This is a genomic window from Microbacterium algeriense (assembly GCF_008868005.1).
Classification (GTDB): Bacteria; Actinomycetota; Actinomycetes; order Actinomycetales; family Microbacteriaceae; genus Microbacterium; species Microbacterium algeriense.
Genome location: NZ_WAAO01000001.1, coordinates 474,394 through 500,217, shown reverse-complemented (window position 1 = coordinate 500,217; position 25,824 = coordinate 474,394). Strand labels below are relative to the sequence as shown.

The window sequence follows — 25,824 nt, the reverse complement described above, 5'->3', positions numbered from 1 at the left end:
GTGTCAGTTCTTCGGCGCCTTCTCCGGCAGCCCATCGCGCTCGATCACCGTCTGGATCGCAGCGCTCGCGGTCTTGATCGCGTCATCCGCGGATGCCGATCCCTTCATCACCGACTCCATCGCGGTGCCGACGGCGAGGTTGACGTCCCACGGGTAGGTGGATCCGGGGATGGCGTCCGGAGCGATGTCGTCGACGATGATGCTCGACCACGGCGCGTTCGCCGCCTCCTCGCTCTCCGCGACCGCATCCTGCACCGCCTGGCGCACGGGGACCTTGGTGAACTGCGTGTCGACGAAGAAGGGCACGAGATTCTCAGGGTCACCCGCGATCGCCCAGGACAGGAACTTGCCTGCGGCCTCCGGAGCCTTGCTCTTCGCGTCGACGACCCACGTGAAGTTGCCCATCGTCGTGGCGGTGCGGCCGTCGGCGTCGGACGAGCTCGGGAAGGCGCCCACGCCGGTCTTGGCGAGCAGGTCGGCGTAGTCGGAGCCGATCTCGGACATCATCCACGAGCCGGACACCTTGAAGGCGACCTTCTGCTGGCCGAAGTCCTCGCCCCCGACATATGCGGAGAGCGGCTGCTTGGGCATGTAGCCCTTGTCCCACAGCTCCTTGTACTGCGCCATGAGGTCCCGATAGCCGTCGTTGTCGATATCGGGGGCCGTCCAGTCGTCGGTGAGCGCGAGGTGACCCGCGAAATTGTACTGCTGTCCGACCGTCGACCAGGCCATCGTCACGGCATCCTGCGCCGGGGAGATGCAGTACTGGCCGTCGGCGAGGGTGGGCTGGATCTTCGCGCAGGCGGCGAGGAGGTCGTCCCAGGTCTCGGGTGCGGCCGAGGAGTCGACGCCCGCCGCATCGAGCATGTCGGTGTTCCAGAACAACACGGTCTGCGGCTCGAGAAGCAGCGGATAGGCGTAATAGGTGCCGTCGATCGCCGAAATGGAGGTGGCTGTGTCGAGGATCTCGTCGAGAGCTTCCTTCGGGACGATCGAGTCGAGCTCGTGCACCTGCCCGGCGTTCACGAGATCGTAGAGGTTCGCGGAACTCGTGTAGAGGTCAGGCGCCTTGCCTGCGGCCTGCGCGGCCTTCATCTTCTGGTCCCAGGCATCGGCGGGAACCTCGGTGTCGACGACTTTGATCTCGTCCTGCGACGCGTTGAACTTCTTCACGATGTCGGCGTACCACTCATTCTCGACCGGCGTGAAGCTGCGATGCCAGAACTGGACGGTCGTGACGCCATCCTCTCCGCCGCCGCCGTCCGCCGATTCGCCCGGCGTGCCGGAGCCGCAGGCGGCGAGCATGGCACCGACCGTGAGCGCGCCGAGAGCGGCGAGCGTGGCCCTGCGCGTACGTGGGGTGATTCTCATGGTTCCTCCTCAGGAACGGACTCATCATCGAGTCGCTGCTGTGTGTTCGGCTGCCGCCGACGGACACCGGCCGCACCCATGGATCCTCAGTGACCGGGTGGAGCCAGAGTAGGCGAAATCGATTTCATGCGCAAGGGATCGGATCGGCGCTCATCCGCCGGTGCGCTCCAACTCGGCGGAGAACCAGAACACGTTGTACGGACCCCACAGCGACAGGGTGAAGTAGATCCGCCTCCCGTCCTCATCGACATAGCGCGGGTTCAGGTAGGGCGAATACAACCCGGGGTACTCGGCCCCCGACACCAACTCGATGGGGTCTCCCCACGGCCCCCACGGCGTGATGCCCTCACGGATGTAGGCGTTCCCCGCATCGGAGTACGTCATGATCCACCGGTCGAGATACGTCGACCACATCACCGAGAGTTCGCCGATCGTCCCGTCCAGGATCGTCTCCGCGTCGGCCAGGTCGCTGCTCCACTCGGGCTCTTCGCCATCGACTCCCGTGAAGTAGGAGTACGCGGCCTGGTCCTCCACCGCCTTTTCGGTGGCCGGGACCCGCATCAGCTGAACGCCGCCGAAACGCCCCGAGGGGATGGACCAGAAGTAGATCCAGTCCCTGCCGCCCTCGGTCACCCGTGCCGTCGCGAACTGCACGAAGTTCGAGTCCCCCGGCCACTCGACGCCGGCGACCGGGTCCCACGTGCGCCCGTCATCCCGCGAGACGATGAGCGCCGCGCGGTTCGCGTCCCAGGCACCAGGCTCGCCCCAGAACCGCACGGACATGTACGCGACGTAGATCGTCCCGCCGATCGCGAAACCGTAGGTGGGGATCTTCGTCACCTCGCCGCCCGCCCCGTTCGCATCATGATCTCCTTCGATGAGCGCGGCAGCGAGGCCGATGTCGTCTGCCACCCACCCTTCGAACCCGATGCCGTCCGAAGGGTCGTCGTCGGTCGTCCAGGCCGCGACGTTCGATCGCCAGAACCCGCCCTGACCCCCGATCGATTCGGGGTCGCGCTCGCCGAAGGTGTCGCCGAAGAAGAAGAACGTCCGGTCGCCGACATTGGTCATCGAGCCGAGGTCCGTGCCGGCGACCGAGACCGCTGCGGTGTCGTTCATGGCCCCGGGCCCGGTCAATTGGGCTATCTCGGTGAGGTCGCTCACCCCGTCGAGGACGAAGGGCTTGTCCTGGTCCGCGTCGACGCTCACGCCGTCAGCCCCGGCGGCGCACCCGGCGAGACCGAGAGCCAGGATGACGGATACCGCGACTGCGGTGCGGCGGAATGGGGTGCTGACACGGGGCATGATCCTCCTCGATCGACGCTGGTGAACCGAATCTAGCGAAATCGATTTCAAGACACTAGGGTTCTCGTCATGTCCCACTCCTCCGCCGTCCGGTGGCTCAGGCCGTCCACCGACCCGGCCTCCGAACCTCGCTGGGGCCATCACGCCGGGATGCAGATCGGCATCCCACCGATTCCCGGACCCCGCGGACTTCTTCGCGTCTTCACCCCCTATCTCGAGCATCACCGCGAGCGGCTGGTGAACTTCATCGCCGTCGAACCGATCCCTCAGGGCGTCGACGAGCGCGGATACTCGGAGATGGAGCAGAGCACCCTCGATCCCGGTGCGCAGGGCAAGCGGCTCTGGTCGTCCGACGACGTCGAGGCTGCGGAAGATGCGTCGTCATCGACGGTGGCTCGGGGTGTGATCGAGACGGCGGGAGGCGTGGAGACCCTCACCGTATGGATCGGTGTCGAACGCTTCGACAATGGCGCCGATGTCCGCGTCCGAGTGCGCTTCTTCGCCGACCGACCCCATGAGGTGGAGGTTGCCGGCTTCGCGAATGCGCGTTCCGTGGCGTTGTCGAACCTGATCCTCACGGCGACCATGGGCAACTGGGCTCGGCTGCGTCGGCTGCACCTCGCCGACCGCACCGTGATGCCCCGGGAGCTCTGGCCCGACTTCTCCGGTACTGCATTCACCGCGCACGGACGCTTCCCCTGGCCGAGCTCGCTCGCGACGGCTCAGCGGTGGTCGTGAGCGCGACCGGGGACGAAGACGACCCCTGGTCGGCCGACTACTCCGCCGACACCGCGGATCACTGGCGCTTTCTCGGGCTTCGCGCCTCGCAGACCTGGCGCGTCGATGACCCGCACCCCGCACTCGAGGCCGCGGTCAACGCTCGCTGGGCGTACTGGGCGAGCGCCTCTCCGATCCCGGGCGGGCCCGCGTACGAGAACTTCGAGATCATCGAGCCGTTCCGCGATGGAGCCGCGTACCGGTTCTCCGTCGAGCCGCTCGAGACCGAAGACTCTTGAAGCCGTGAGGATTCGAACACCTCCGCGACGGCGGTCAGCGGTGCGCGGTCACCACCTGCGCGACAGCCGCCCGCTCTGCGTCGCTCGGTTCGGCGATGGCCATCCGGCAGTGCGTGTCGACCACGTCGAGCACGCGGTAGGCCTCCTTCATGCGGGCCATGTCCCCTCCGATGAGGGCGACCACGTCGTCGACGGCTGCCTGGGCGGCGCTGATGGCGGCGGCATCGCCGGAGCGCCCGGCGTCAGCGAGGGCACGGAACGGCTTGGGAGTGACGGACGACACCCCGGAGACGACACCCTGCGCACCCACGCCGACGGCGGCGATGAGGTCGCGGTCGGCGCCGGTGTAGAGGTCGAAGTCCTCCGGCACCGCGGCGCGGTACGCGGCGATGTCGTCCAGGGAGAGTTCGCTGATCTTCGCGCCGACGACGTTCGGCAGTGCGGCCAGACGGACCAGCAGCTCGGGCGTGACGCTGTTGCCGCTGCGGGCGGGATAGATGTACACGTAGAGGCGGCCGTCCTCCACGGCCTCGGACACCGCCCGGTAGTAGGCGAAGATCTCGTCGTCCGTCGCCGGCAGGTAGTACGGGGTGAGGGCGGCGAACTCGGTCGCACCGAGAGCGCGCGCGACACGTGTCAGCCGCACGGCCTCGTAGGTGCTCGGACGGCCCACGTGCACGATGACCCGCATCCGGTCATCGAGCTCGGCGAGGGCGGCCTGCACGAGCGCCTCGAATTCCGCGGCGTCCACGGCGGGGAACTCGCCGGTGGTGCCGAGGATGAAGGCACCCTCGTTGCCCGAGTCGGCCACGAACCGGAAGATCGCACGCGATCCCTCGAGGTCGAGGGTTCCGTCGCGATGGAACGCGGTGGGAACGGCGGTCAGGATGTCGTAGCGGGTCACTTCTCGGTCTCCTCGGAGGTCGTGCTCGTGCGGTTCTTGCGGGTCTTGGCCTCACGGCGCGTGGGAGCGTCGACGTTCCGCACGGTGGAGGTGAGCAGATCGGGCTGCGCGGCGAGCTCGTCGTGCGCCTTCTCGATCTGCACGATGCTGTCGGTGTGGAGGATCGAGTCCTCCAGCGACGCGCGCTCCCCGCGGGGCTTGCGGGCGGCCCGGATCGCCGGCATCACGATCGAGAGCACGGCCAGCGCGAGCAGCACGAGCGCGATCGGGCTGACGACCTCGAAGAAGGGGCGCGTCGGGAGGATCGCCAGCGTGCGGGCGAGGTTCTCCTCGGCGAGCGGCCCGAGCAGCAGACCGAGCACCACGGGACCGGCCGGAACCTGCATGCGCTTGAGCAGCACGCCGATGACGCCGAAGACGAGCATCGTCACCACAGTGGAGAGACTGTTGGACGTGGCATACGTGCCGATGATGCAGAAGATCAGGATGCCGCTCCACAGGTACGGCTGCGGCACGTCGAGCAGCTTCACCATGCCCTTCATGCGCACCAGGCTCAGCGCGAGCGACAGGATCGTCGCGACGAGCATGATGCCGACGATCGAGACGACGAGGTCGGGACGGTTGGTGAAGAGTGTCGGACCGGGCGTGATGCCCCAGATGATCATCGACCCGATCATGACCGCCATGACGGAGTCGCCGGGGATGCCGAGTGCCATCGTCGTGGTGAGCGAGCCACCGAGCGTGGCGCTGGAGGCGGTGTCACTGGCGGCGACGCCCTCGATCGAGCCCTTGCCGAACATCTCGGGGTGCTTGGAGGCTTTGCGCGCCCGCTCCCAGCCGATGAGCCCGGCGATGTCACCGCCGGCTGCGGGGATGAGCCCGACGCCGAGTCCGACAGCACCGCCGACCGCGGTCGCGCGCCCGCTCTGCTTCAGCTCCGCGCGGTTCGGCCACCACCGGCCGAGGCTCGAGATCGGCCGGACGTGCGACGTGCGGTGCGTGAGCAGCTGGTCGAACAGCTCGGCGATGCCGAAAAGGCCGATGATCACGGCGATGAAGTTCACGCCCTCGACGAGTTCCAGCACGCCGAACGTGAAGCGCTGGTCGGCGGTGGCCGCGTAGGTTCCGACGCTGCCGAGCATCAGCCCGAAGAGGCCGGCGAGGATGCCCTTGAGCATCGACTTGGACGAGATGCCGATCATGATCGCGATGCCGAAGACGACGAGGGCGAACAGCTCGGGAGACTTGAAGTAGTCGCGGGCGAAGCTGGCGATCGGCACGGCGGCGACCGAGAACAGCACGAGCGAGGCGAGGATTCCGACCGCCGAGACGATCGCGGAGATCGTGAGCGCGAGACCAGCCCTGCCCTGCTTGGCCATCGGGTAGCCGTCCAGGGTGGTCGCGATGGATGCCGGCGTTCCCGGGGTGTTGATCAGGATGGACGGCACCCGGTCGCCGAAGTTCGCCGCGACGTAGATCGTCAGCAGCACGGCGAGGCCCTGCACGGGCTCGAGGGTCATGGTGAAGCCGGCGGCGAGCGCGACGGCCATGGTCGCCGTGATGCCGGGGAAGGCGCCGACCATGAAGCCGAGCACGAGACCCACGAGCATGTACAGCAGGATCGAGATGTCGAGGAGCGAGTTCAGCCCCTCCAGGAGCGCGTTCACAGGGGGATCCTCAGGAGCATGCCGAACACGACGTAGACGAACGCCGTGACGGAGACGGAGTAGATGACGAGGCTGAGCCAGCGGCGGTGGCCGTAGAGGAGCATGAGCGCTGCCATGAGCAGGGCGCAGGCGACCGGGAAGACCTCGATCCGGTAGCCGAACAGGATGACCGAGCCGAGCGACCAGAGGGCGATGAACGCGCCGGCGATCGCGAGTGTCGCGATCACGCGGAGGACGCCACCGGGCTGGATGCGCTCGAGGTCCTCACGGGTGGGCGCGGGACGCGTGATCGCCACGGCGAGCAGCGCGATCGCGATCACGACGCCGGTCACGCCGATCACGAGCGGCCAGAAGCGGGCGTCGATCTGGCCGGGAGCTGCTTCGCGGCGCAGCGGGATCTGCGTGGCGAGGAAGAGGTAGCCCGCGGTGAACGCGAGGGCCACGACGGCGAACGCGATCTCGAGGGGCCGGGAGGCGCGTGCGCCCTGGTACTCGGCCTGGGCAGCCGACTCGCCGGCGGTGTCGGGAGTGGTCATGGTGCTCCTTCGTCGGAGGTGCGCGGTGGGGCCGGGTGGCCGGCCCCACCGGAGTTCTCAGCCCAGGAGGTCCTGGAACAGCGCGAACTGGTCCTCGACGTAGCCGGTCCATTCGGCGGAGTCGCGGTAGACGACCAGGTTCCCGGCATCCGCCTGGAACTTCTGGTAGCTGTCGGACTCGACGGCCTCCTTGACCGCGTCCTCCAGCGTGGACTTCACGTCGTCGGGCAGACCGGCGGGTGCGTAGATACCACCCCAGCCGCCGAACACGACCTCCTCGCCGATGGCCTCCTCGACGGTCTCGACGTCTTCCGCGTCGGGGTGACGCTCGTCGTTCATGACCGCGAGGATGCGGACGGCGTCGCCCTGCGCGAGCGCCTCGCCGAGTCCGGAGACGGCCGCGACGGTCTCACCGGAGGCTGCCGCGGCGACCGCCGTGGCGCCGCCGTCGTAGGGCACCGGGGTGAATTCGGCGTCGGTCGCCTCCCCGAGGCCCAGCGTCGCTGCCTCCCAGATGGAGCCGGCGCCGGAGTTGGCGACCGTGGCGGCGCCGGCCTTGGCCTGGGTCACGAGGTCGTCGAGAGTCTCGATGCCGCTGTTCGCGCCGACCGTGATGACACCGGGTGCGAGCATGATCTGGCCGAGCAGATCGAAGTCCTCCGGCAGCACGTCCGCGCTCTGCGTGGTGTTCAGCATCGCGATCTCGACCGGCGCGAACCCGATGACGTAGCCGTCCGGGTCCTGCGAGCCGACGTACTCCATCGCGAGCGCTCCTGCCGCGCCGGGCATGTTCTCCGGGATCACGCTGACACCGAGGATCTTCTCCAGCTCCGTGGCGAGCGCGCGCGACGAGAGGTCGGATCCTCCGCCGGGGTTGGCCTGGATGATCAGCCGGATGTCCTTCTCGGGAAAGGCCGACGCGGCGTCTTCGCCCTCTTCGACCTTGGTGCAGGCCGAGACGATGAGAGCGGTGGCGGCGAGGGCGGCGATCGCGGCGGCCGCCCTGGTGATGCGCTTGCGGGGCATCTTTGCTCCTCTACGTGGGTCGACCTTGTTGTCGACTCACCGAGGCTACCAGTGTTGACTGTTAACAGTCAACACTGGTAGCACTCTGCCCCTCCGGGGTCTAGCCGGCCGTGGCGTTCTCGAACGCCCGCATCGCCGCATCCTGTGCATCGGCCAGCGCCTCTTCCGGCGACTTGTCGCCGAGGAGCGCGGCTGTGACCGCGTTGTTGAGCTCGTTCTGGATCTCCTGGCCGGCAGGAGAGGATCCGAACGACTGCCCGTAGTCGACCACGTCGTAGTACGTGGAGATGACCTGGTCGAACCCGGCGTTGCCGCTGTCCGTGACGAACTTCTCGCGGATCGCCTGATCCGACGCGGGCGACCCCGTGAACAGGCCGGTGTTGATGCCGCCATCGGTCTCGAGCGTCTTCGCGCGCGCCTCTCCCGCAGCCATCCAGGCGTCGTCGGAGGTGAGCTCCACCATCCAGGCGCACGCCGCGGCCGGGTTCTTCGCCCCGACCGGGATCACGAACGCCGTGCCGGAGGCCACGGAGAACGGCTCTCCGTCGGCATTGCGGAACGGCACCGCTTCGAGCTGGATCTGGTCGGCGTACGGACCCAGCACGTTCGGATACCACTGCGCGTTCACCTGTGCTCCGACCTGCTCCGCCACGAACTGGTTCTGGTCTCCGAAGGAGTCGAACGAGTCGGTGAAGCTCTTCACGGCCGCGAATCCGCCCTGCGCATCCGTGATCTGCTTGAGCATCTCGATGCCGGCCACGTTGCTCGGATCATCCAGAGTCGGCGCGCCCTTGTCGTCGTTGAGCTGCCCGCCCATGCCGAGGATCCACAGCCCCGCCTGGCCCGTCGCGACGGGGTCGAAGCCCAGCCGCGACGGCACGCCGCCGGACTCCTGGTACATCTTCTCCACGGCGCCGAGCAGCACATCGGGCTTCGAGGTGTCGATCTCCTCCGCCGTCACGCCCGCCTCATCCAGCACGGCCTTGTTCAGCAGGATCGCCGGCGGCTGGTAGAACTGCGGCACCGCCCACGTCGCGTCCTCGTAGGCGACGTCGTCGACCACGAACGGATACCAGTGATCGCGTGGCGACACGTCCTGCGCGGCGAAGCACTCGTCGAGCGGCATGATCAGGTCCTGCGCCGCGTAGGTGGTCACGTAACGGCGATCCATCTGCACGACATCGGGCACGTCGCCGCTGGCGATGCGCGTGGTGAACTTCTGCGCGTCGAAGGCGGTCGCGTCGAGGTCGACGTCGACGTCCTTCAGCTGCGCGGCGGCATAGTCCATGCGCGAGGTGCCGACGTCGTCGGCGTTCTCGAATCCCCACGCCTTGAGCGTGCCGCTCGGCTCCGACGCGAAGTCCGCATCGGCGGCCTCGTCGCCGCCCCCTCCGCCGCCGCAGCCGGCCAGGACGAGGACCGTCGCCGCGGCGACCGCCGTGATTCCCAGAATGCGAGTGCGCATGTCTGCTCCTTTCGATGGGTGGTTCGGTGTCATCCCTTGCGCCCCTGCGTCGCGACGCCCTCGATGAAGGAGCGCTGCCCGAAGGCGAAGAGGATCAGCATCGGCAGGGTCACGATCAGCGATGCGACCATGACGTACTGGTAGTCGCCGTGCCCACCGGCCGTGGGGCTGTACTTCGTCATGGCGTAGGCGATTCCCAGCGGTGCGGTGAATTCATCGACCGACCCCGCGTTCAGGTAGATCAGCGCCGCCTGCAGGTTGTTCCAGCTGGCCTGGAACTCGAACAGGAACACGATCACGAACGAGGGGATCGACAGCGGCATCGCGATGCGCCAGAACAGCCCCCAGGAGCTGGCGCCGTCGAGCCGGGCAGCTTCGAAGAGCTCGCGCGGCAGGCCGAGGAAGAACTGGCGCTGCAGGAAGATGTAGAACGCCGAGCCGAAGAGGTTCATCCCCCACAGCGGCACCCACGTGCCCAGCAGACCGGTCTCCTTCCAGATCAGGTAGATCGGGATCATCGTGACGGCGCCCGGCAGCATCATTGTCGCGAGCACCAGTCCGAAAAGCAGACCCCGCCCGGGGAAGCGGAAGTACGCGAAGCCGAACGCGACGATCGAGCTCGAGATCGCCACGGCTCCCGCCGCGAGCAGCGCGATCGCGATGCTGTTGCCCATCCAGCTCAGCAACGGCAGCTGATTCCACACCTCGACGTAGTTCTCCGGCACGAGGGTCTTCGGGATGAGGGCGTTGTCGAAGACCTCGCCGCGGGGCTTCAGGCTCGCCGCGACCAGCCAGACGAACGGATACAGGAAGAGCAGCGCGAACAGCACGAGGATGACGTTCAGCACGATGCGCCCCGCCAGCGAGGTCGGCTGTCCGAGCCGGCGACGCCACCGTGCGCGCTGCGGGACCGTGGTCGTGAAGGTGCCGGGTGCGCCCTCCGGCTCGGCGTCGATCGGGACCTGGCGCAGCGTCTGGGACATCAGCGGTCTCCCTCGTAGTAGACGAAGCGGTTGCCGACTTTCACCTGGATCAGGGTGATGAGCATGATGATCACGAACAGCAGCCAGGCCATCGCGGCCGCGAACCCGAAGTTGAACTGCCGGAACGCCTGCTGGAACAGGTAGATCGCGTAGAAGAGCGACGCCTCCGGCGAGGAGTTGCTCTGATCTCGCCAGAACAGCAGATACGCCTGGTCGAAGATCTGGAACGCCGCGATCGACAGGACGATCACGTTGAAGAACATCGCCCCGGAGATCATCGGCAGGGTGATCGAGAAGAACTTCCGGATCGGCCCCGCCCCGTCGAGCGACGCGACCTCGTAGAGCTCGACAGGGACGTTCTTGAGCGCGGCGAGGAAGATCACCATGGTGCCGGCCACTGTCCACAGCGTCATCAGGACGATGCTCGGCTTGACCCATGCCGGGTCCACCAGCCACTGCGGACCCTCGATGCCGAACAGGCGCAGGAACTGGTTCACCGCGCCGGAGTTGCCGTTGAGCAGGAGGAAGAAGACCGCGGCCGTGGCGACGGCCGGCGTCATCTTCGGCAGGTAGTAGAGCACGCGGAAGAACCCGGCTCCGCGGCCGACCCTGTTCAGCAGGAGAGCGAGCACCAGCGCGAAGACGATCTCCAACGGCACGGCCATGACCACGAAGAACAGGGTGTTGGCGAGGGAGACGCCGACACGGGGGTCCTCGAAGAGGTTCGCGTAGTTGTCGATGCCGACCGGACGCGCACTGTTGGTTGCCAGGTTGTAGCTGCTGAACGAGATGTACAGGCTGTAGACCATGGCGCCGGCGGTGAAGACGAGGAACCCGATGATCCAGGGCGAGATGAAGAGGTAGCCCGCGATGGCCTCGCGGCGGTTGTAGCGGTCCCTCGTGCGTGATCGGAGAGGCATCCCCGCCTCCTTCCTGCTGAATCCGGGCGCGCCGGGGCACGCCGAAGAGACCGTGGTGACCGCCGTCGGCGGACACGCGGAGTGTCGGTCCCGGACGCCCTGCTGCGCGAATGGGGGAGGCTCAGAAGCCGGTCCGGTCCTTGAGAGGGATGCTAGATCCGGCGAACCGTTTCGGCACAGGGCTTGCGCAGAACCGTTTCCTGTGTTTCGCCTGAACGCGTTTCGGGGTGCCGCGGGGTCAGCGCGCGCCGACCTCGTGCAGCATCCGCTCCCTGGCGCCGTCGAGGTGCGCGGACAGCACTGCTGCCGCCTCGGACGCCGTTCCGGTGCGCATCACCTGGAGCAGCTTGACGTGGTCGGCGGACGATTCGTGCAGGTCCTCGTCGTGATTGATCGTGACCTCGAGGAGCGCCGTGAAGGTGGGGAGGTACTGATTCCACGCGCCTTCCAGCCGCGGATGGTCGGCGAGGGCGTAGATCTGCGAGTGGAACTCGAGGTCGGCCGTGACGAAGGCGGCGTGGTCGCCGGCGTCAGCGGCCTCTGCCATCCGCTCGACCGAGGCCGTGATCGCTGACCAGCGCGCCTCCTCGTCGACCCGCATGGCGCGGGACAGGGCGAGCTGCTCGAGGGCGCCGCGGAGGCTGTACAGCTGGTCGACGTCGTCCTGGGTGAGCCCGACGATGTAGACGCCGCGCGGACGCTGCACTTCGACGAGCTTCTCGAAGCTGAGCTGGGTGAGAGCGTCGCGGACGGGTCCGCGACTGACGGAGAACTCTTCGGCGAGGGCTTCTTCGGTGATGCGGGCACCGGGGGCGAGCTCGCCCCGCACGATGCGCTGCCGCAGAACCCGCGCGACCTGTTCGCCCAGTGATTCGCGCTTCACGGTCTGCGTCATGCAACCTCCTGTTAACAGTTGACAGGATACACACCGGACGTGGTTCGGCCGCTAGGCGCTCCCTCGCGGGTCCCAGAGCACGACGTCAGTCGAGCGGCGCAGACGCCGCCCGGTCGGCATGGGCACCACGCCGGCCGAGCCCGCGGCGAACACGCGCACACCCGGGCGGTTCTCCCGCTCGGCGCGCAGAGCGCTCTCGAGCACCGCGATGCGGTCGCGCAGCGCCCTGTTCTCGTCTTCGAGGTCGAGCAGGCGGGCGATCGCGGGGAGGCTCATCCCCTCCGAGGAGAGCTGGGCGACCTCGCGCAGCTGTTCGATGTTGCGCGTGGAGTAGCGCCGCGAACCGCCGGGCGTCCGGCCGGGCACGACCAGACCGATGCGGTCGTACTGCCGGAGGGTCTGAGGGTGCAGACCGGAGAGCTCGGCAGCGGCGGCGATCGCGAACACCGGAGTGTCGGCGTTCATCACGTGCTCCTCTCTCCTTCCTCTCGACGCCGGCGGAGGCGCGTCATCGGCGCGCCTTCGCCATCAGCTCGGCCCGCGGGTTCTCCTTGGGCTCGAGTTCCTGGAACTTCTCCAGTGCGGCACGAGCGGCGTCGTCGAGGTGCGTCGGCACCGCGACCTGGAGCTCGGCGAGGAGGTCTCCGGTCCCCTTCGAGGTCTTGACTCCGCGGCCCTTGACGCGCAGCACCCGCCCGGAGGGGGTGCCAGGGGCGACCCGGAGCTTGACCACGTCGCCGCTGAGCGTCGGGACCTCGATCGTCGCACCGAGGGTCGCCTCGGTGAACGTCACCGGGACGACGACGCGCAGGTTGAGGCCGTCGCGCGTGAAGACGGGGTGCGGGCGGACCGTGATCTGCACCACGATGTCACCGCTCTCCCCGCCGTCCGGCGAGGGACGACCGCGGCCGCGCAGACGGATCTTCTGCCCGTCCGCCACACCCGCAGGGATCTTCACCTTGAACGGCTTGCCGTCCTCGCCCTGCAGCGAGATCGTCTCCCCCTGCACGGCGGTCGCGAAGTCCAGCGTGGTGCGGGCGGTCACGTCGGCGCCGCGCTGCGGACCGCCGAAGCCGCGATAACCGCCGCTCGGCTGTCCGAAGCGACCGCCGCCGAAGCTGGCACCCTGCCCCTGATTGAACATCGCGAAGATGTCCTCGAAGTCCGCGGTCTGCCCTCGGCCCTGCTGACCGAAACGGCTGAAGACGTCTTCGAAGCCGCCTGCGCCCTGGCCGCTCGCCGTGAAGCGGGCGCCCGAGCCCATCGCGCGGATCTCGTCGTACTCCTTGCGCTGTTCGGCGTCGGAGAGAACCGAGTAGGCCTCGCTGATCTCCTTGAACTTCGCCTCCGCCTTGGCATCACCCTGATTGGAGTCCGGGTGGTACTTCCGCGCGAGCTTGCGATACGTCTTCTTCAGATCCGCATCGCTGACGTCCTTGGAGACCCCGAGGGTCTTGTAGAAGTCCTTGTCGAACCAATCCTGGCTGGCCATCGATCACCTACTCCGCAGGAACGGCGACGACGACCTTCGCAGGGCGCAGCTCGACATCACCGAGGCGGTAGCCCACCTCGACGACCTCGAGGATCGTGGTCTTCTCGGCGCCGGGGGTCGGCTGCTGGAAGATGGCCTCATGGCGCTGGGGGTCGAACTCCTCGCCCTTCTCGCCGTATGCGACCACTCCGAGGCGCTCGACGACCGCGCGCACCTTCTCGGCGATCACGGCGAAGGGCGTACCTTCCACCAGATCACCGTGCTGGGCCGCGCGATCGAGGTCGTCGAGCACGGGGACCAGGCCCTTGGCGGCCTCGCCCTTCGCCCGCTCAATCTCGACCTGGCGCTGCTCTTCGGTGCGGCGACGGTAGTTGGCGTACTCGGCCTGCAGACGCTTGAGGTCGTTCAGCAGAGTGGACTCGAGGTCGGCGAGCACGGCGTCCTCCGCCGCGGCCTCGCCGGTCTGCGTCGCACCGAGGATGTCGTCGACCGTCAGGTCATCCGGGGCGCCGTCGACAGGAGTCTCGTCCGCCCCCTCGGCAGCCTTCGCCTCGGTGGAGTCCGGGTTCTGCGGCGCGGGGCCGGATGCCTGAGCATCCGACCCCTCGCTGCGACCTTCGGCGGACTCAGGAAACTGGTTCTCGTCGAAGTTCTTGTCGGTCATGGTTACTTCTTCTCGTCCTCGTCGTCGACGACCTCGGCGTCGATGACGTCCTCCTCGGAGGAGGGGGCGTCACCGGTCGGGGCCTCGCCGTCAGCGCCGTCGAAGCCGGTCCCTGAGCCTGTCGAAGGGTCCGCCTGCGAGGAGGCGTAGATCGCCTCGCCGAGCTTGGACTGCGACTGGTTGAGCTTGTCGAACGCGGTCTTCACGGCCTCGTCGTCTTCGCCCGCCAGCGCCGTCTTGAGCGCGTCGACGTCGGCCTTGACCTCGGTCTTCACGTCTTCGGGCAGCTTGTCGTCGTTCTCGGTGATGAGCTTGTCGATCGAGTACGCGAGCGTCTCGGCCTGGTTGCGGACCTCGGCGGCCTCGCGACGCGCCTTGTCCTCGGCCGCGTGCTCCTCGGCCTCGCGCACCATGCGCTCGATGTCTTCCTTCGACAGCGAGGAGCCGCCGGAGATGACGATCGACTTCTCGGTGCCGGTGCCCTTGTCCTTGGCGGACACGTGCACGATGCCGTTGGCGTCGATGTCGAAGGTGACCTCGATCTGCGGGATGCCACGGGGAGCCGGAGCGATACCCGTCAGCTCGAACGTGCCGAGCGGCTTGTTGTCGCGGGTGAACTCGCGCTCACCCTGGAAGACCTGGATCGCGACGGACGGCTGGTTGTCGTCTGCCGTGGTGAAGGTCTCGCTGCGCTTGGTCGGGATGGCCGTGTTGCGCTCGATGAGCTTGGTCATCATGCCGCCCTTGGTCTCGATGCCGAGGCTGAGCGGGGTGACGTCGATGAGGAGGACGTCCTTGCGCTCGCCCTTCAGGACACCGGCCTGCAGTGCGGCGCCGACGGCGACGACCTCGTCCGGGTTGACGCCCTTGTTCGCGTCCTTGCCGGTCTCGCGCTTGACGAGCTCGGCGACCGCGGGCATACGCGTCGATCCACCGACGAGCACGATGTGGTCGATCTCGGACACCTTGATGCCTGCTTCGCGGATGACGTCCTCGAACGGCTTCTTGGTGCGGTCGAGCAGGTCCTTCGTGAGGTCCTCGAACTTCGCGCGGGTGATGGTCTCGGACAGCGACACGGGGCCGGAGTCGGTCAGCGAGAGGTACGGCAGGTTGATGCTCGTCGAGGTCGAGGAGGAGAGCTCCTTCTTCGCCTGCTCCGCAGCTTCCTTGAGGCGCTGCAGGGCGATCTTGTCACCCGAGACGTCGACGCCCGTGGTCTCCTTGAACTGCTTGATCAGGTAGTCGACCAGGCGCTGGTCCCAGTCGTCTCCACCGAGACGGTTGTCACCGGCGGTGGCGCGCACCTGGATCGTGGAGAAGTCGTCGTCCTTGCCCACCTCGAGCAGCGAGACGTCGAACGTTCCACCACCCAGGTCGAAGACCAGGATGAGCTCGTCTTCCTTGCCCTTGTCGAGGCCGTACGCCAGAGCGGCGGCGGTCGGCTCGTTGATGATGCGCAGGACGTTCAGGCCCGCGATCTCACCGGCCTCCTTGGTGGCCTGACGCTCGGCGTCGTTGAAGTACGCGGGGACGGTGATGACCGCGTCGGTCACCGTGTCGCCCAGGTACGCCTCGGCGTCGCGCTTGAGCTTCATGAGGATGCGCGCGGAGATCTCCTGCGGCGTCCACTTCTTGCCGTCGACGTCGAAGGTCCAGTCGGTGCCCATGTGGCGCTTGACGGAAGCGATCGTCCGGTCGACGTTGGTGACGGCCTGGCGCTTCGCGGTCTCACCGACGAGCACCTCCCCGTCCTTGGTGAAGGCCACGACCGAAGGGGTCGTGCGGAAGCCCTCGGCGTTGGCGATGACCTTGGGCTCGCCACCCTCGAGGACGCTGACGACGGAGTTGGTGGTTCCGAGGTCGATACCGACAGCACGTGCCATGTGTTCTCTCCTTTGTTGGGAAGTCTGTTGTGGTCTGGAAATCTGCGGCGATCAGGGAAACCTGAGTCGCGATGGCTCAAGTGTACGCCGGGCCCACAACCCTGTCAAATGAACTTGATATGAACTGACTCAACTTTGCCGGGAACCGCGCGGCAGGTGTCAGAAGGGCGGCGCGGTGATCACCCCTGCCCCGACCCCTTCGCGGCCTTCGCGGCCTTCGTCCTCTTCGGCGAAAGTGACGGTGTTCTGGCGCGGCGCCCGGTCGATGTACGTCTTCCCGCTCGGACTGGTCCACGCGTAGACCCCGTCGCCCATGGGCTCGACGGTCCACGGCGAGTGGTGCTTGAGCATGTGATGACGTCGGCAGAGGTGACCCAGGTTCGACTCGGCGGTCGCCCCGCCGAGCGCGGCGTCGTGATGGTGGTCGATGTCGCAGTCCGCGGGCGGGTACCCGCACGTCGGGAATCGGCAGCGTTGATCCCGCGCTCGCAGATGTCGCCGCAGATCGGGTCCCGGTCGGTAGCGATCGACGGCGAGGAGCGCGCCCGTGACGGGATGGGTGAGGACCCGGTCCCACCCGGAGGCGGCACCGGCGAGACGGCGCGCGGTGACTGGATCGATCGGGACACGGCCGTTCAGCTCGGCGGGAGTCGTGTCGACTCCCATCAGCGTGGTGACGGGAACCGTGATGGACACCGATCCGCGAATCGCCGCCAAGGACCCGCCGGGACGATCGTGCCCGAGTGGCGCACCGGTGAGGAGCAGATCGAACGCGAGGTCGTTGCGAAGCTGGGCCAGCGTCCGCGGATCAGCCTGGCCCTGCACCTGCTCCTGCTCCTGCTCCTGCTCCTGCTCCCGCTCCCGCTGAGGCTGCTGCTCCGGCTCGTGCTGCTGCATGCTCCTGGCCATCTGCGTCAACCGGTCGAAGGCTCCGTGGACGAGCGCCGAAGGGCCGAGCATGCCGAGCTGCGACATCCCGTCTCCGACGTCTTTCACCCAGAGCGATCGCTTCTTGCGCGCGTCGCGGTGCCGCTCGTCGATCGACCGCGGCTGGAAGCGCTCCGCCACCCGCCTGGCCATCCTCGCCACCCTGGACGGCGCCTCGGTCTCGGCGAACGCGATCATCTGCGCGGAGTAGGCCGCGCGGCTCGCCGCGTCGTCGAGATGCTCGCCGGCCTCGCAGACGACCCGGGCGTGGGCGGCGCTGATGCGGCCTTCTCCCTGCGCCTCCCACACGAGCGGGAATCGCTCCACGAGCCACGTCGCGTCCGCCATCCGCCGCTGCACCGTCCTGTCGCTGATCCGCAGCGCCGCGGCGAACTCCGCAGCCACGGTACGCGCGGACATCTCCCCGTGATCGGGATGCTCCGCCTGCTCGGCGACCTGAAGCGCCAGGCGGGACCCGACCGCCAGGATGCCGTCGCGAGCAGCCTGCAGACGGCTGATCGTGCGCTCGACCTCGACGAGCGTCTCGGTGAGCGCCGCGAGCGCATCCACCTGCTCGAGAGTCGCGTCTGCCAATGCCGTCATACCTTCAGTGAACCAGGGGCCTCCGACATTGAGATCCCCTGATCAGGGCCAGAAAACGGTATATCGGAATAGCGCAGGATCAGCCGACGAGCAGGCACGACCACACGGAACTGTTGTCGCGGACGTAGCGCAGCGCCCTCGACCAGTGCTCGCCGTGGCCGTTCGCGTGCATCGATGCCCACGGCTCCTTCCCCGCCGACCGGGCGTCCTCCAGAAGAGCCAGCATCGCGGCCGTCCGCTCCTCCATCGCGCGGGGCAGAGCCCGACGCAGCGCGCGATCCGCCCCGTATCCGTCGACGAGCGCAGCGAGATCCCGCCCCGCAGCCTCGGGAGACCGGGCATCGTCGGACAGCGCGAACGCCTGCGCCGCATAGGCGAGGTCCCAGAGGCGCGTGCTCGGAGCCGCCGCATCCCAGTCGATGAACGCCCAGCGGTCGCCGATGATGAGGTTCCAGGGCGCGAGATCGTTGTGACAGATGATCTCGCCGGTCGGGGCGGGTATCGCCGTCTCCCACACGGCATCGATCGGGGGGACGTAGCGAGCGCTCACATCGTGGATCTCACGGACCATCGACCCGACGCGTCCCAGTTCGGCCGGAGTCAGCGGATCCGCCCCGATCGCCAGGGTGCCCGGCACGAACTCGACGACCTGGCGACCCTGCTCGTCCCGTCCGCGCGGCTCTGGCACGTCGACACCGGCCGATCGGAGTGCGCGCAGGAAGTGCTGGACGCTGGGAGTGGACGCCGACCACGGCTTCCGCACGGAGTCGCCGACCCGCACGACGGTCCCGCTCGCGTTGCCGCCCGTCAGCTCCTCTTCGCCCACGCCTCGACGCTACCGCCCCGATGAGAGGTCATCTTGAAGCGATACTTGACCCTGACACTGTGGCAGACGGGAGAACAGAGACATGTTGTCCATCGGAGCGTTCGCGCAGATCGGCCAGGCAGGATGAGGAGATGATCCGTGCCGTGCTCTTCGACCTCGACGGGGTGATCCGTCACTTCCGCCACGATCCCGACCTGGAGTCGCGGCACGGCCTCCCGGCCGGCACGATCGCCCGCATCGCCTTCGCGCCGCCGCTGCTCGATGCTGTGACCACGGGGCGCCTCACGCGCGAGGAGTGGATCGCCAGGGTCGGGGCGGCCGCCGGGTCCGCGGACGCGGCCCGGGAGTGGGGCCGCACCCCGTTCGACACCGACCCCGAGCTGATCGCACTCGTGGACGAGCTGCGCTCTCGCGGAACGATGTGCGCCATCCTCACGAACGGCACCGACACCATCGCCGCGGAGCTCCGCGACAGCGGCATCGGGACGCACTTCGACCGAGTGTTCAACTCGGCGGACATCGGACATGCCAAACCCGACGTCCGGGCGTTCCGCCACGTGGCGACCGCGCTGGCTCTCCCCCCGGAGGAGATCTTCTTTCTCGACGACTCTCCGGGCAAGCTGCGCGGTGCACGGGAGCTCGGCATGAGCACGCACCACTTCACCGGTGTCTCCGAGCTCCGAACCGCGCTCAGCACGGCCGGCGTCGCTGAGCGCTGGGACCGGGGTCACTTCCCGCCGGGAGGTCCGATCAGAAGCAGGATGACGTAGAGGGCGACGATCCCGACCGCGAGGAGCAGAGCGAGCACCCAGGGCCGCCGCAGGAACCATCGCATCAGTCGGTCGTACCAGCGGCGGTCCCGCGGGTCTTCGGTCGCGTCGAGCCGCCAGGCGCCGGCGAGTCGTCCCGTGCGGTGCAGCCAGATCTCCGTCGGGATGGTGGCGTACGGGATCACCGCGCTGACCACCGCGAGCGCCCCGACCCCGATGTGCCAGCGCTGGTTCAGTGCGACCAGGATCGCCGTGGCGGCATAGGCGAGGAAGACGAAACCGTGGATGCCACCGCCGACCGTCACCACCACGCCGGGCGCACCGACCGCGCGCGCGATCATCGCGGCGATGAGGATCGTCCAGGTGATCGCCTCCGCGATCGCGAGGACTCGGAACAGACGGTCGGGCGAGCGGAACACAGAACTCCTCGGGTGGGGGTGTCTCCACCGTATCCGGCGACCCTATGGACGACCTCGCGGAATACCACGACGGAGGACGACGTTGCCGAAGGCATGGTGACAGTGGATGCGGACGCGCTCTCGCAGGTGCTCGGCGCCGTCGACCTGCGCATCGGCATCGCCCGGCGCGTGTCCCTGGACGAGGGCGCACTGCTGCCGGTCCCGACCGACCGGATCACGCTCGTCTACGTGGCAGCCGGCGGCGTGCACGGCCATCCACCTCTCGGCGAGGGATGCCGACTCGACGTGGACCCCGGATCGCAGCGCATCACGGTCGACTCGCCGATCCGTCGCGACCTCCTCGTCGCCGGAGACGCCCTCCTGTCTCTCGGTGGGTCGCCGTTCGCCCTCGAGGCCGAGGGCGACACGAGCCTGATGGTCGTCGACCTCGAACTCGCGGATGCGACCTCACCCCTGCGTGCGCTGCTCCCGCCGTTCCTCACCGTGACCGGGTTCGATGCGCTCGAACCGGCCGCCGCCGCCCTTGCTGAGAACATGGGGCTGGTCGACCCGGCCTCCTGCCCCGTACGGCAGGGCGATCCCATCATCTGCCGCATGATGGCTCAGACCGTGCTGCTGTCGGTCATCCGCGCTTGGGCAGCGAACGGCTGCGCCCCCGCGGGTTGGCCGTCGCTGTCGAACGACCCGTTCCTCGACCGCGTGCTGGACGCCATCCGCGAGGAGCCGGGCCGGGACTGGACGGTCGAACGCCTCGCGGGGATCGGCGCCATGTCACGGTCGACCTTCGCGGAGCGCTTCCGCACCGCCGTCGGCCGCTCCCCCGCGGACTACGTCACCGAGGTGCGCATCGACGCGGCCAAGCGGATGCTGGACGCCGGACGATCCGTGTCCGACATCTCGCGGGAGCTGGGCTACGCCTCCGACGAGGGCTTCAGCCGGGCGTTCCGCCGCCGCACCGGCATGACTCCGTCCTCCTGGCGCCTCGCCCACCGGATCCCCGTCCCCGCCTGACCCCGCCCGCCCCTCCGCCTGCACAACTTCGGAGACCTGCACAACTTCGGAGACCTGCACAACTTCGGAGACTTAGGCGCGACACGCCGTGAGTGCAGCCGGATCGACGGCGTGTCGCCTGGGATCTCCGAAGTTGTGCGCGCGCGGAGCGGGGCCGGGTCAGGCGGCCCGGGAGCTGACCCGGTTCGAGGCTCCGAAGAGCAGGGCTCCGGCGAGGAGGGCGATCGCGCCGACCAGGTACACGAGCTCGACGCTCAGGGTGTCGACCAGGAGGCCGCCGACGCCGGCCGCGAGTGTGATCGCGCCCTGGAAGCCGACCACGACCAGGCTGCCACCGGCCTCCAGCCGATCCGGCATCCGGTGCCCGACCCACGTGTTCACCACGATCAGCCAGGACGAGAAGAAGAAGCCCCACACCAGCACGACGACGCCCACCCCGATGATCGACCCCGAGAACAGGATCATCGACAGGACCGACACCGCGATCACCAGGGGAGCGAACACGGCGAAGAACGCGAACGTCCGGTCGATCACCAGCCCGATCGAGATGTTGCCGAGCAGGCCGCCGACCCCGAACAGCGCCAGCAGCACGACGATGGTCGACGCGTCGACATCCGGGATCCGCTCCAGCGCGAGACGGACGTAGGTGTAGGCGAGGAAGTGCCCGAGCACCACGAGCACATGCCCGACCATGCCGAGCCCGATACCGGGACGGCGGAGGGTGTCGACCAGGAGACGCAGGCTCGACGCCCGCTCCGCCGGGACCGAGGGGAGCGCCACACGCAGCACCGCGGCCAGCACCACCATGAGCACGCCCGCGATCGCGAACACCATGCGCCAGTCGACCAGCTCGCTGAGCATGACGCCGAGGGGGACCCCGGCGACGGTGGCGAGGGAGACGCCGGCCGAGGTGAACATCACTCCGCGGCCGAGATGCTCCGGCCCGGCGAGCCGAGCGGCGACCGTGATCGACATCGCCCAGAACGCGCTGATCGCCGCCCCCAGCAGGAACCGCGCCAGCAGGACGATGATGAGGTTCGGTGAGATCGCGACGATCAGGTTCGACACCGCGGCGGCGAGCGCCATCCAGATCAGCAGCGACCGGCGGTCGAGGCGCGGGAAGATCAGGCCCACCGTGGGGGCGACGACGAGACCGACCAGCGCGGTCACCGTGACCGTCTGACCCGCCTGCCCCGGGGTGACCCCGAGCCCATCGGCCATCTCGGTGAGCACGCCGTTGGGCAGGAACTCCGCTGTGACCAGCAGGAAGCCCATCATCATCAGGGCGATGAGCCCGCCGTAGCGGATGCGCGCGGCGCGGGAGGTCGATGTCGTCGGGACAGGGGCGGTCGTCGTCATGGTTCCACGCTCCCACCACGGCGGACCCCACGCCCGACCGGTCGTCCGCCGCACCCGACCGATCGTCCGAAGACGCGCGCGCCTTCGTCAGCAGCGGCGCGGCGAGGAACTCTGGACAACCCTGCCGCGCACCCCTAGGCTCGACGACGCACCGGGAATCGCCCGGGAAGCCCGAGCGGAAGGAGCCCACGACATGAACACCGTCTTCGTCGCGCTCTCCGCCGACCACTTCCCCTTCGAGGCCACCCGCTCCTGATCGCCGTGGCCTCCCCTCCCGGAGCCACATCGTGTCTGATCTCTTCGCTTCCTCGGAAGCCGCGTCCTTCGACGCCTCTCCCTTCGAATCCCTCGAAACCGAACTCTCCTTCGCCGACGTCGAACCCGGCGAAGACCAGCGCTGGTCGACCTGGCCCGCGATCACCCCATCCGAACGCGGGCCGGAGCCCTGGCCGGCGTGGGTCGTGACCTCGGCCGGCGCGCTCGACACGGAGCGCGGCATCCTCAAGACCGGCAAGGAAGCGGACGTGTTCCTGCTCGAACGGGCCGTGCCCGGCGACCCCGCACAGCGGACCCTCCTCGCCGCCAAGCGCTACCGCAGCGCCGAGCACCGCAGCTTCCACCGGTCGTCGATGTACACGGAAGGACGCAGCACCCGGAACACCCGTGACACCAGGGCGCTCGCCAGGAAGTCGGAGCACGGCCGCGAGGTCGCCGCGGCGCAGTGGTCGTTCGCCGAGTTCGAGGCGCTGTGCCGGATGTGGGAGCTCGGCGCCCCCGTCCCCTACCCCGTGCAGGTGAACGGGACCGAGGTGCTGATGGAGTTCCTCGGCGATGCGGACGGCATCGCCGCGCCACGACTCGGGCAGGTGCGGGGCGACCGCGCCGAGCTGCAGGAGTACTACGCGCAGGTGGTCGACCTGATGCGAATCTTCGCCGCCGCCGGATTCGCCCACGGCGACCTGTCCGCATACAACCTGCTCGTGCACGAAGGACGGGTGCGGGTGATCGACCTCCCGCAGATCGTGGATGTGATCGCCAATCCCCAGGGCCTCGACCTCCTGCATCGGGACTGCGTCAACATCTGCGACTGGTTCACCCGCCGCCGGGTCGACTGCGACCCCGAGGCCCTGTTCGCCGACCTCCTCGGGACCCTGTTCTGACTCCCGGGGTCAGGAGGCGAGTCGGGCGGCGAGAAGGGTCACCAGCTCGTAGACGACATGGCTCGCGGCGATCCCGGTCATCTGGGCGTGGTCGTAGGCGGGCGACACCTCCACGACGTCGGCGCCGACGATGTCCCGGTCGCGCAGGGCCCGCAGGATGCGCAGCAGCTCGCGGCTCGTGAGCCCTCCCGCCTCGGGGGTCCCGGTGCCGGGCGCGTGCGCGGGGTCGAGCACGTCGATGTCGATCGAGACGTACAGCGGCTTGTCGCCGATGCGGGTGAGGATGCGGTCGATCGCCGCCTCCACCCCGTGTTCCTCGATGTACTCGCTGGACACGATGGAGAAGCCGAGGCGCTCGTCGTCCTCGAGATCCTGCTTGGAGTACAGGGGGCCGCGGGTGCCGACGTGGCAGCTCGCCGTGAGGTCGATCAGCCCCTCCTCGCTCGCGCGCCGGAAGGGGGTGCCGTGCGTGATGGGCGCCCCGAAGTAGGTGTCCCACGTGTCGAGATGCGCGTCGAAGTGCAGGACCGCGACGGGACCGTGCTTCGCGGCGACGGCACGCAGCAGGGGCAGGGCCACCGTGTGGTCGCCGCCGATCGTGACGATGCGCTGCACCCGCTCGCCCAGCGCCAGCGCTGCACGCTCGACCTCGGTGACGGCCTCCGTGAGGTCGAAGGGGTTCACGGGGATGTCCCCCGCGTCCACCACCTGCGCCAGCTGGAACGGCGACACATCCTGCGCGGGGTTGTAGGGGCGGAGCAGCCGTGACGACTCCCGCACGTGCGACGGGCCGAAACGGGTGCCGGGGCGGTAGCTCACGCCGGAGTCGAACGGGATGCCGACCACGGCGATGTCGGCGCGAGGCACATCCTCGATGCGGGGCAGGCGGGCGAAGGTGGCGATGCCGGAGTATCGCGGGTTCACGGAGGCGTCGACGGGGCCGATGTTGTCGGTCATTTCTCGTTCCTGTTCGTCGGGAGGTGGGTCTCAGAGGGCGTGCTGCGGGATGTGCACGAGCTGCACCCCGCCATCGGCGATGGCCGCGCGAATGCTCGGGGCGATGTCGGCGCGCGATGCCACCCGTCGCCCGGTCGCCCCGAAGGCCGTGGCCAGGGCGGCCCAGTCGGGCTGCACGAGGTCGACGCCGACGGGCGCCATGCCGCGGTCGAGCTCGTTCTGCCGGATCTCCGCGTATCCGCCGTTGTCGACACACACCACGGTGACGTCGAGGCGCTGCTCGACGGCGGTGGCGAGCTCGTTCACGCAGAACATCAGGGCGCCGTCGCCGATCACGGTGACGACCGGGCGTTCCGTCTGCGCGACCGCCGCACCGATCGCGGCGGGGAGGCCGTAGCCGAGCGTGGCGTAGGTCGGCGTGTAGAGAAGGGAGTGCGGATGCTCCTGCCGCAGCACGCTGCCGAGCGCCAGGTACACGATCTGGGAGGAGTCGCCCGCGACGATCGCCTCGGCCGGAAGGGCGGCGGCGATGACCTCGGCGAGCGCGACGGTGTCCGGCGCCGTCTCTCGGGACTCGGCCTCGATCGCGGCCCGCTCGGCCGTGAGGTCACGGGCGGGGTGGGCGGCGTCGGGCAGCAGCGGGAGAAGGGCGTCGGTCACCGCGGCCGCGTCTCCAGTGAGGCCGACGGTCGCCGCGAGGTTCTTGTCGCGCTGCTCCGGGGAGATGTCGATGCGGATCACGGCACCGCGCGCCTCGAGCCGCGGCGCCCAGAGCTCCGCCTCGCCCAGCTTCGAGCCCACGACGAGGAGCACATCCGCGTCTTCGGCCACGACGCGGGCGGCGGCCAGGCGCAGGTTCGAGCCGAGCGACAGCGGGTGCCTCTCGTCCAGCACCGCCTTGCCGTTCAGGGTCGTGAGCACAGGGGCGCCGAGCCGCTCGGCCACCGCGGCGATCTGGTGGGCGGCGTCCGCCGCGCCCCCGCCCGCCACGATCACCGGGCGGCGGGCGGCGGACAGCAGCCGGGCGGCCTCGGCGAGCGCGATCGGATCCCCGGAGACGCGGTCGGGCATCGGCCGCGGCCTCCGGTCCTCCGCGGGCACGGCGGCGGACGCCTCCAGCACGTCGAGCGGGATCTCGATGTGCACGGGACGCGGACGGCCGGTGCGGAACAGATGGAACGCATCGTGCACAGCCTCCACGGCCTCCGCCGCGGTCGACACCCGTCGCGACCACTCCGCGATCGCACCGACCATGGCCGCGGCGTCCTTGGTCTCGTGCAGCGTGCCGACGTCGGCGAACTCCGCTCCGAGCGGCACCCCCGGGGACAGGACGATGAGCGGTCGCGACTCGCAGAACGCGGTGCCGATCGCGCTCATGGCGTTCTGCAGGCCTGGGCCTGACGTGGTGATGACGACGCCGGGAAGCCCGGTCTGCTGAGCCCAGCCGTCTGCCCCGTAGCCGGACCCCTGCTCGTGCCGGTTCGTCACGGCGCGGATGCCGAGGTCGGCGAGGGGCCGGTAGAACTCCAGGTTGTGCGTGCCGGGGATGCCGAAGATCGCGGTGACCCCGTAGCCGCGGATGGTCTCCAGGACCGCGCGGCCCGCCGTGTCGGCGTACCGGTCGTCCCCGGTCGTGTCGGTGCTCTCGGTGCTCATCGTGTCATC

General features: G+C 68.7%; 25 protein-coding genes. 5 read left to right on the top strand and 20 right to left on the bottom strand.

Annotated elements, in window-relative coordinates:
• Nucleotides 1-3 precede the first annotated feature (3 nt).
• Together F6A08_RS02415 and F6A08_RS02410 are read right to left on the bottom strand one after the other, a co-directional pair.
• The gene (locus F6A08_RS02415; protein ID WP_017203493.1) at nt 4-1,371 is read right to left on the bottom strand and encodes an ABC transporter substrate-binding protein; all 1,368 of its coding nucleotides are present in this window, start codon (nt 1,369-1,371) and stop codon (nt 4-6) included.
• A gap of 150 nt (nt 1,372-1,521) precedes the next feature.
• A complete protein-coding gene (locus tag F6A08_RS02410) occupies nt 1,522-2,676 on the bottom strand; it encodes a DUF4185 domain-containing protein (RefSeq protein ID WP_151458499.1) in 1,155 nt (384 codons plus the stop codon).
• A gap of 69 nt (nt 2,677-2,745) precedes the next feature.
• On the opposite strand from F6A08_RS02410, the gene F6A08_RS17755 reads away from it, so the two are divergent.
• Together F6A08_RS17755 and F6A08_RS17750 are read left to right on the top strand one after the other, a co-directional pair.
• Nucleotides 2,746-3,414 carry a hypothetical protein gene (locus tag F6A08_RS17755; protein WP_225855706.1) on the top strand — a complete coding sequence of 223 codons (669 nt, stop codon included), beginning with the start codon at nt 2,746-2,748 and terminating at the stop codon, nt 3,412-3,414.
• Nucleotides 3,411-3,692 (top strand): hypothetical protein, encoded by a 282-nt coding sequence (locus F6A08_RS17750; protein ID WP_225855705.1) that lies wholly within the window; start codon nt 3,411-3,413, stop codon nt 3,690-3,692. Before F6A08_RS17755 ends, F6A08_RS17750 begins: the two co-directional genes overlap by 4 nt.
• 34 nt (nt 3,693-3,726) lie before the next feature.
• On the opposite strand, the gene F6A08_RS02400 is transcribed toward F6A08_RS17750, so the two are convergent.
• The 14 genes from F6A08_RS02400 to F6A08_RS02335 form a co-directional block, all read right to left on the bottom strand.
• Entirely contained in the window at nt 3,727-4,596 is an 870-nt protein-coding gene (locus tag F6A08_RS02400; protein WP_124896609.1) for a dihydrodipicolinate synthase family protein, read from the bottom strand.
• Nucleotides 4,593-6,263: a tripartite tricarboxylate transporter permease gene (locus F6A08_RS02395; RefSeq protein WP_151458498.1), complete on the bottom strand. Its 1,671-nt coding sequence runs from the start codon at nt 6,261-6,263 to the stop codon at nt 4,593-4,595. Before F6A08_RS02395 ends, F6A08_RS02400 begins: the two co-directional genes overlap by 4 nt.
• A complete protein-coding gene (locus F6A08_RS02390) occupies nt 6,260-6,799 on the bottom strand; it encodes a tripartite tricarboxylate transporter TctB family protein (protein WP_151458497.1) in 540 nt (179 codons plus the stop codon). The genes F6A08_RS02395 and F6A08_RS02390 overlap by 4 nt, the downstream gene beginning before the upstream one ends.
• A gap of 57 nt (nt 6,800-6,856) precedes the next feature.
• Nucleotides 6,857-7,825, bottom strand: a complete 969-nt coding sequence (locus F6A08_RS02385) for a tripartite tricarboxylate transporter substrate binding protein (protein WP_017203500.1) — start codon at nt 7,823-7,825, stop codon at nt 6,857-6,859.
• A gap of 100 nt (nt 7,826-7,925) precedes the next feature.
• A complete protein-coding gene (locus tag F6A08_RS02380; protein WP_151458496.1) occupies nt 7,926-9,290 on the bottom strand; it encodes a type 2 periplasmic-binding domain-containing protein in 1,365 nt (454 codons plus the stop codon).
• A gap of 29 nt (nt 9,291-9,319) precedes the next feature.
• A complete protein-coding gene (locus F6A08_RS02375) occupies nt 9,320-10,273 on the bottom strand; it encodes a carbohydrate ABC transporter permease (protein ID WP_151458495.1) in 954 nt (317 codons plus the stop codon).
• The gene (locus F6A08_RS02370) at nt 10,273-11,193 is read right to left on the bottom strand and encodes a carbohydrate ABC transporter permease (RefSeq protein WP_124896615.1); all 921 of its coding nucleotides are present in this window, start codon (nt 11,191-11,193) and stop codon (nt 10,273-10,275) included. Before F6A08_RS02370 ends, F6A08_RS02375 begins: the two co-directional genes overlap by 1 nt.
• 238 nt (nt 11,194-11,431) lie before the next feature.
• On the bottom strand, nt 11,432-12,088 hold the full coding sequence (locus F6A08_RS02365; protein WP_017203504.1) for a GntR family transcriptional regulator: 657 nt from the start codon (nt 12,086-12,088) through the stop codon (nt 11,432-11,434).
• Nucleotides 12,089-12,139: 51 nt separating this feature from the next.
• On the bottom strand, nt 12,140-12,553 hold the full coding sequence (locus tag F6A08_RS02360) for a heat shock protein transcriptional repressor HspR (RefSeq protein ID WP_017203505.1): 414 nt from the start codon (nt 12,551-12,553) through the stop codon (nt 12,140-12,142).
• Nucleotides 12,554-12,596: 43 nt separating this feature from the next.
• Nucleotides 12,597-13,580, bottom strand: coding sequence for a DnaJ C-terminal domain-containing protein (locus F6A08_RS02355; RefSeq protein WP_017203506.1), 984 nt, complete (start codon nt 13,578-13,580; stop codon nt 12,597-12,599).
• Between the two features lie 7 nt (nt 13,581-13,587).
• Nucleotides 13,588-14,244: a nucleotide exchange factor GrpE gene (locus F6A08_RS02350; protein WP_017203507.1), complete on the bottom strand. Its 657-nt coding sequence runs from the start codon at nt 14,242-14,244 to the stop codon at nt 13,588-13,590.
• A gap of 2 nt (nt 14,245-14,246) precedes the next feature.
• Complete coding sequence (gene dnaK / locus F6A08_RS02345) at nt 14,247-16,127, bottom strand: molecular chaperone DnaK (RefSeq protein WP_151458494.1); 1,881 nt, start codon at nt 16,125-16,127, stop codon at nt 14,247-14,249.
• A 159-nt stretch (nt 16,128-16,286) separates the two neighbouring features.
• On the bottom strand, nt 16,287-17,657 hold the full coding sequence (locus F6A08_RS02340) for an HNH endonuclease signature motif containing protein (RefSeq protein WP_151458493.1): 1,371 nt from the start codon (nt 17,655-17,657) through the stop codon (nt 16,287-16,289).
• Nucleotides 17,658-17,736: 79 nt separating this feature from the next.
• Entirely contained in the window at nt 17,737-18,483 is a 747-nt protein-coding gene (locus tag F6A08_RS02335; RefSeq protein ID WP_151458492.1) for a phosphotransferase, read from the bottom strand.
• A 131-nt stretch (nt 18,484-18,614) separates the two neighbouring features.
• Here F6A08_RS02335 and F6A08_RS02330 point away from each other — a divergent pair, with 131 nt between their 5' ends.
• Nucleotides 18,615-19,253 carry an HAD family hydrolase gene (locus F6A08_RS02330; RefSeq protein ID WP_151458491.1) on the top strand — a complete coding sequence of 213 codons (639 nt, stop codon included), beginning with the start codon at nt 18,615-18,617 and terminating at the stop codon, nt 19,251-19,253.
• On the opposite strand, the gene F6A08_RS02325 is transcribed toward F6A08_RS02330, so the two are convergent.
• Nucleotides 19,211-19,672 carry a DUF3817 domain-containing protein gene (locus F6A08_RS02325; RefSeq protein ID WP_124896621.1) on the bottom strand — a complete coding sequence of 154 codons (462 nt, stop codon included), beginning with the start codon at nt 19,670-19,672 and terminating at the stop codon, nt 19,211-19,213. The two genes, F6A08_RS02330 and F6A08_RS02325, sit on opposite strands and share 43 nt — an antisense overlap.
• Before the next feature lie 93 nt (nt 19,673-19,765).
• Between F6A08_RS02325 and F6A08_RS02320 the strand changes: the two genes are divergently transcribed.
• On the top strand, nt 19,766-20,683 hold the full coding sequence (locus F6A08_RS02320) for a helix-turn-helix domain-containing protein (RefSeq protein ID WP_151458490.1): 918 nt from the start codon (nt 19,766-19,768) through the stop codon (nt 20,681-20,683).
• Nucleotides 20,684-20,842: 159 nt separating this feature from the next.
• Here the strand turns inward: F6A08_RS02320 and F6A08_RS02315 are convergent, their stop codons facing one another.
• A complete protein-coding gene (locus F6A08_RS02315; protein WP_151458489.1) occupies nt 20,843-22,042 on the bottom strand; it encodes an MFS transporter in 1,200 nt (399 codons plus the stop codon).
• A 287-nt stretch (nt 22,043-22,329) separates the two neighbouring features.
• Here F6A08_RS02315 and F6A08_RS02310 point away from each other — a divergent pair, with 287 nt between their 5' ends.
• On the top strand, nt 22,330-23,202 hold the full coding sequence (locus tag F6A08_RS02310; protein WP_151458488.1) for a serine protein kinase RIO: 873 nt from the start codon (nt 22,330-22,332) through the stop codon (nt 23,200-23,202).
• 9 nt (nt 23,203-23,211) lie between these two features.
• On the opposite strand, the gene speB is transcribed toward F6A08_RS02310, so the two are convergent.
• A complete protein-coding gene (gene speB / locus F6A08_RS02305) occupies nt 23,212-24,159 on the bottom strand; it encodes an agmatinase (RefSeq protein ID WP_151458487.1) in 948 nt (315 codons plus the stop codon).
• A gap of 30 nt (nt 24,160-24,189) precedes the next feature.
• Nucleotides 24,190-25,815: a thiamine pyrophosphate-binding protein gene (locus tag F6A08_RS02300; RefSeq protein WP_151458486.1), complete on the bottom strand. Its 1,626-nt coding sequence runs from the start codon at nt 25,813-25,815 to the stop codon at nt 24,190-24,192.
• Nucleotides 25,816-25,824 lie beyond the last annotated feature (9 nt).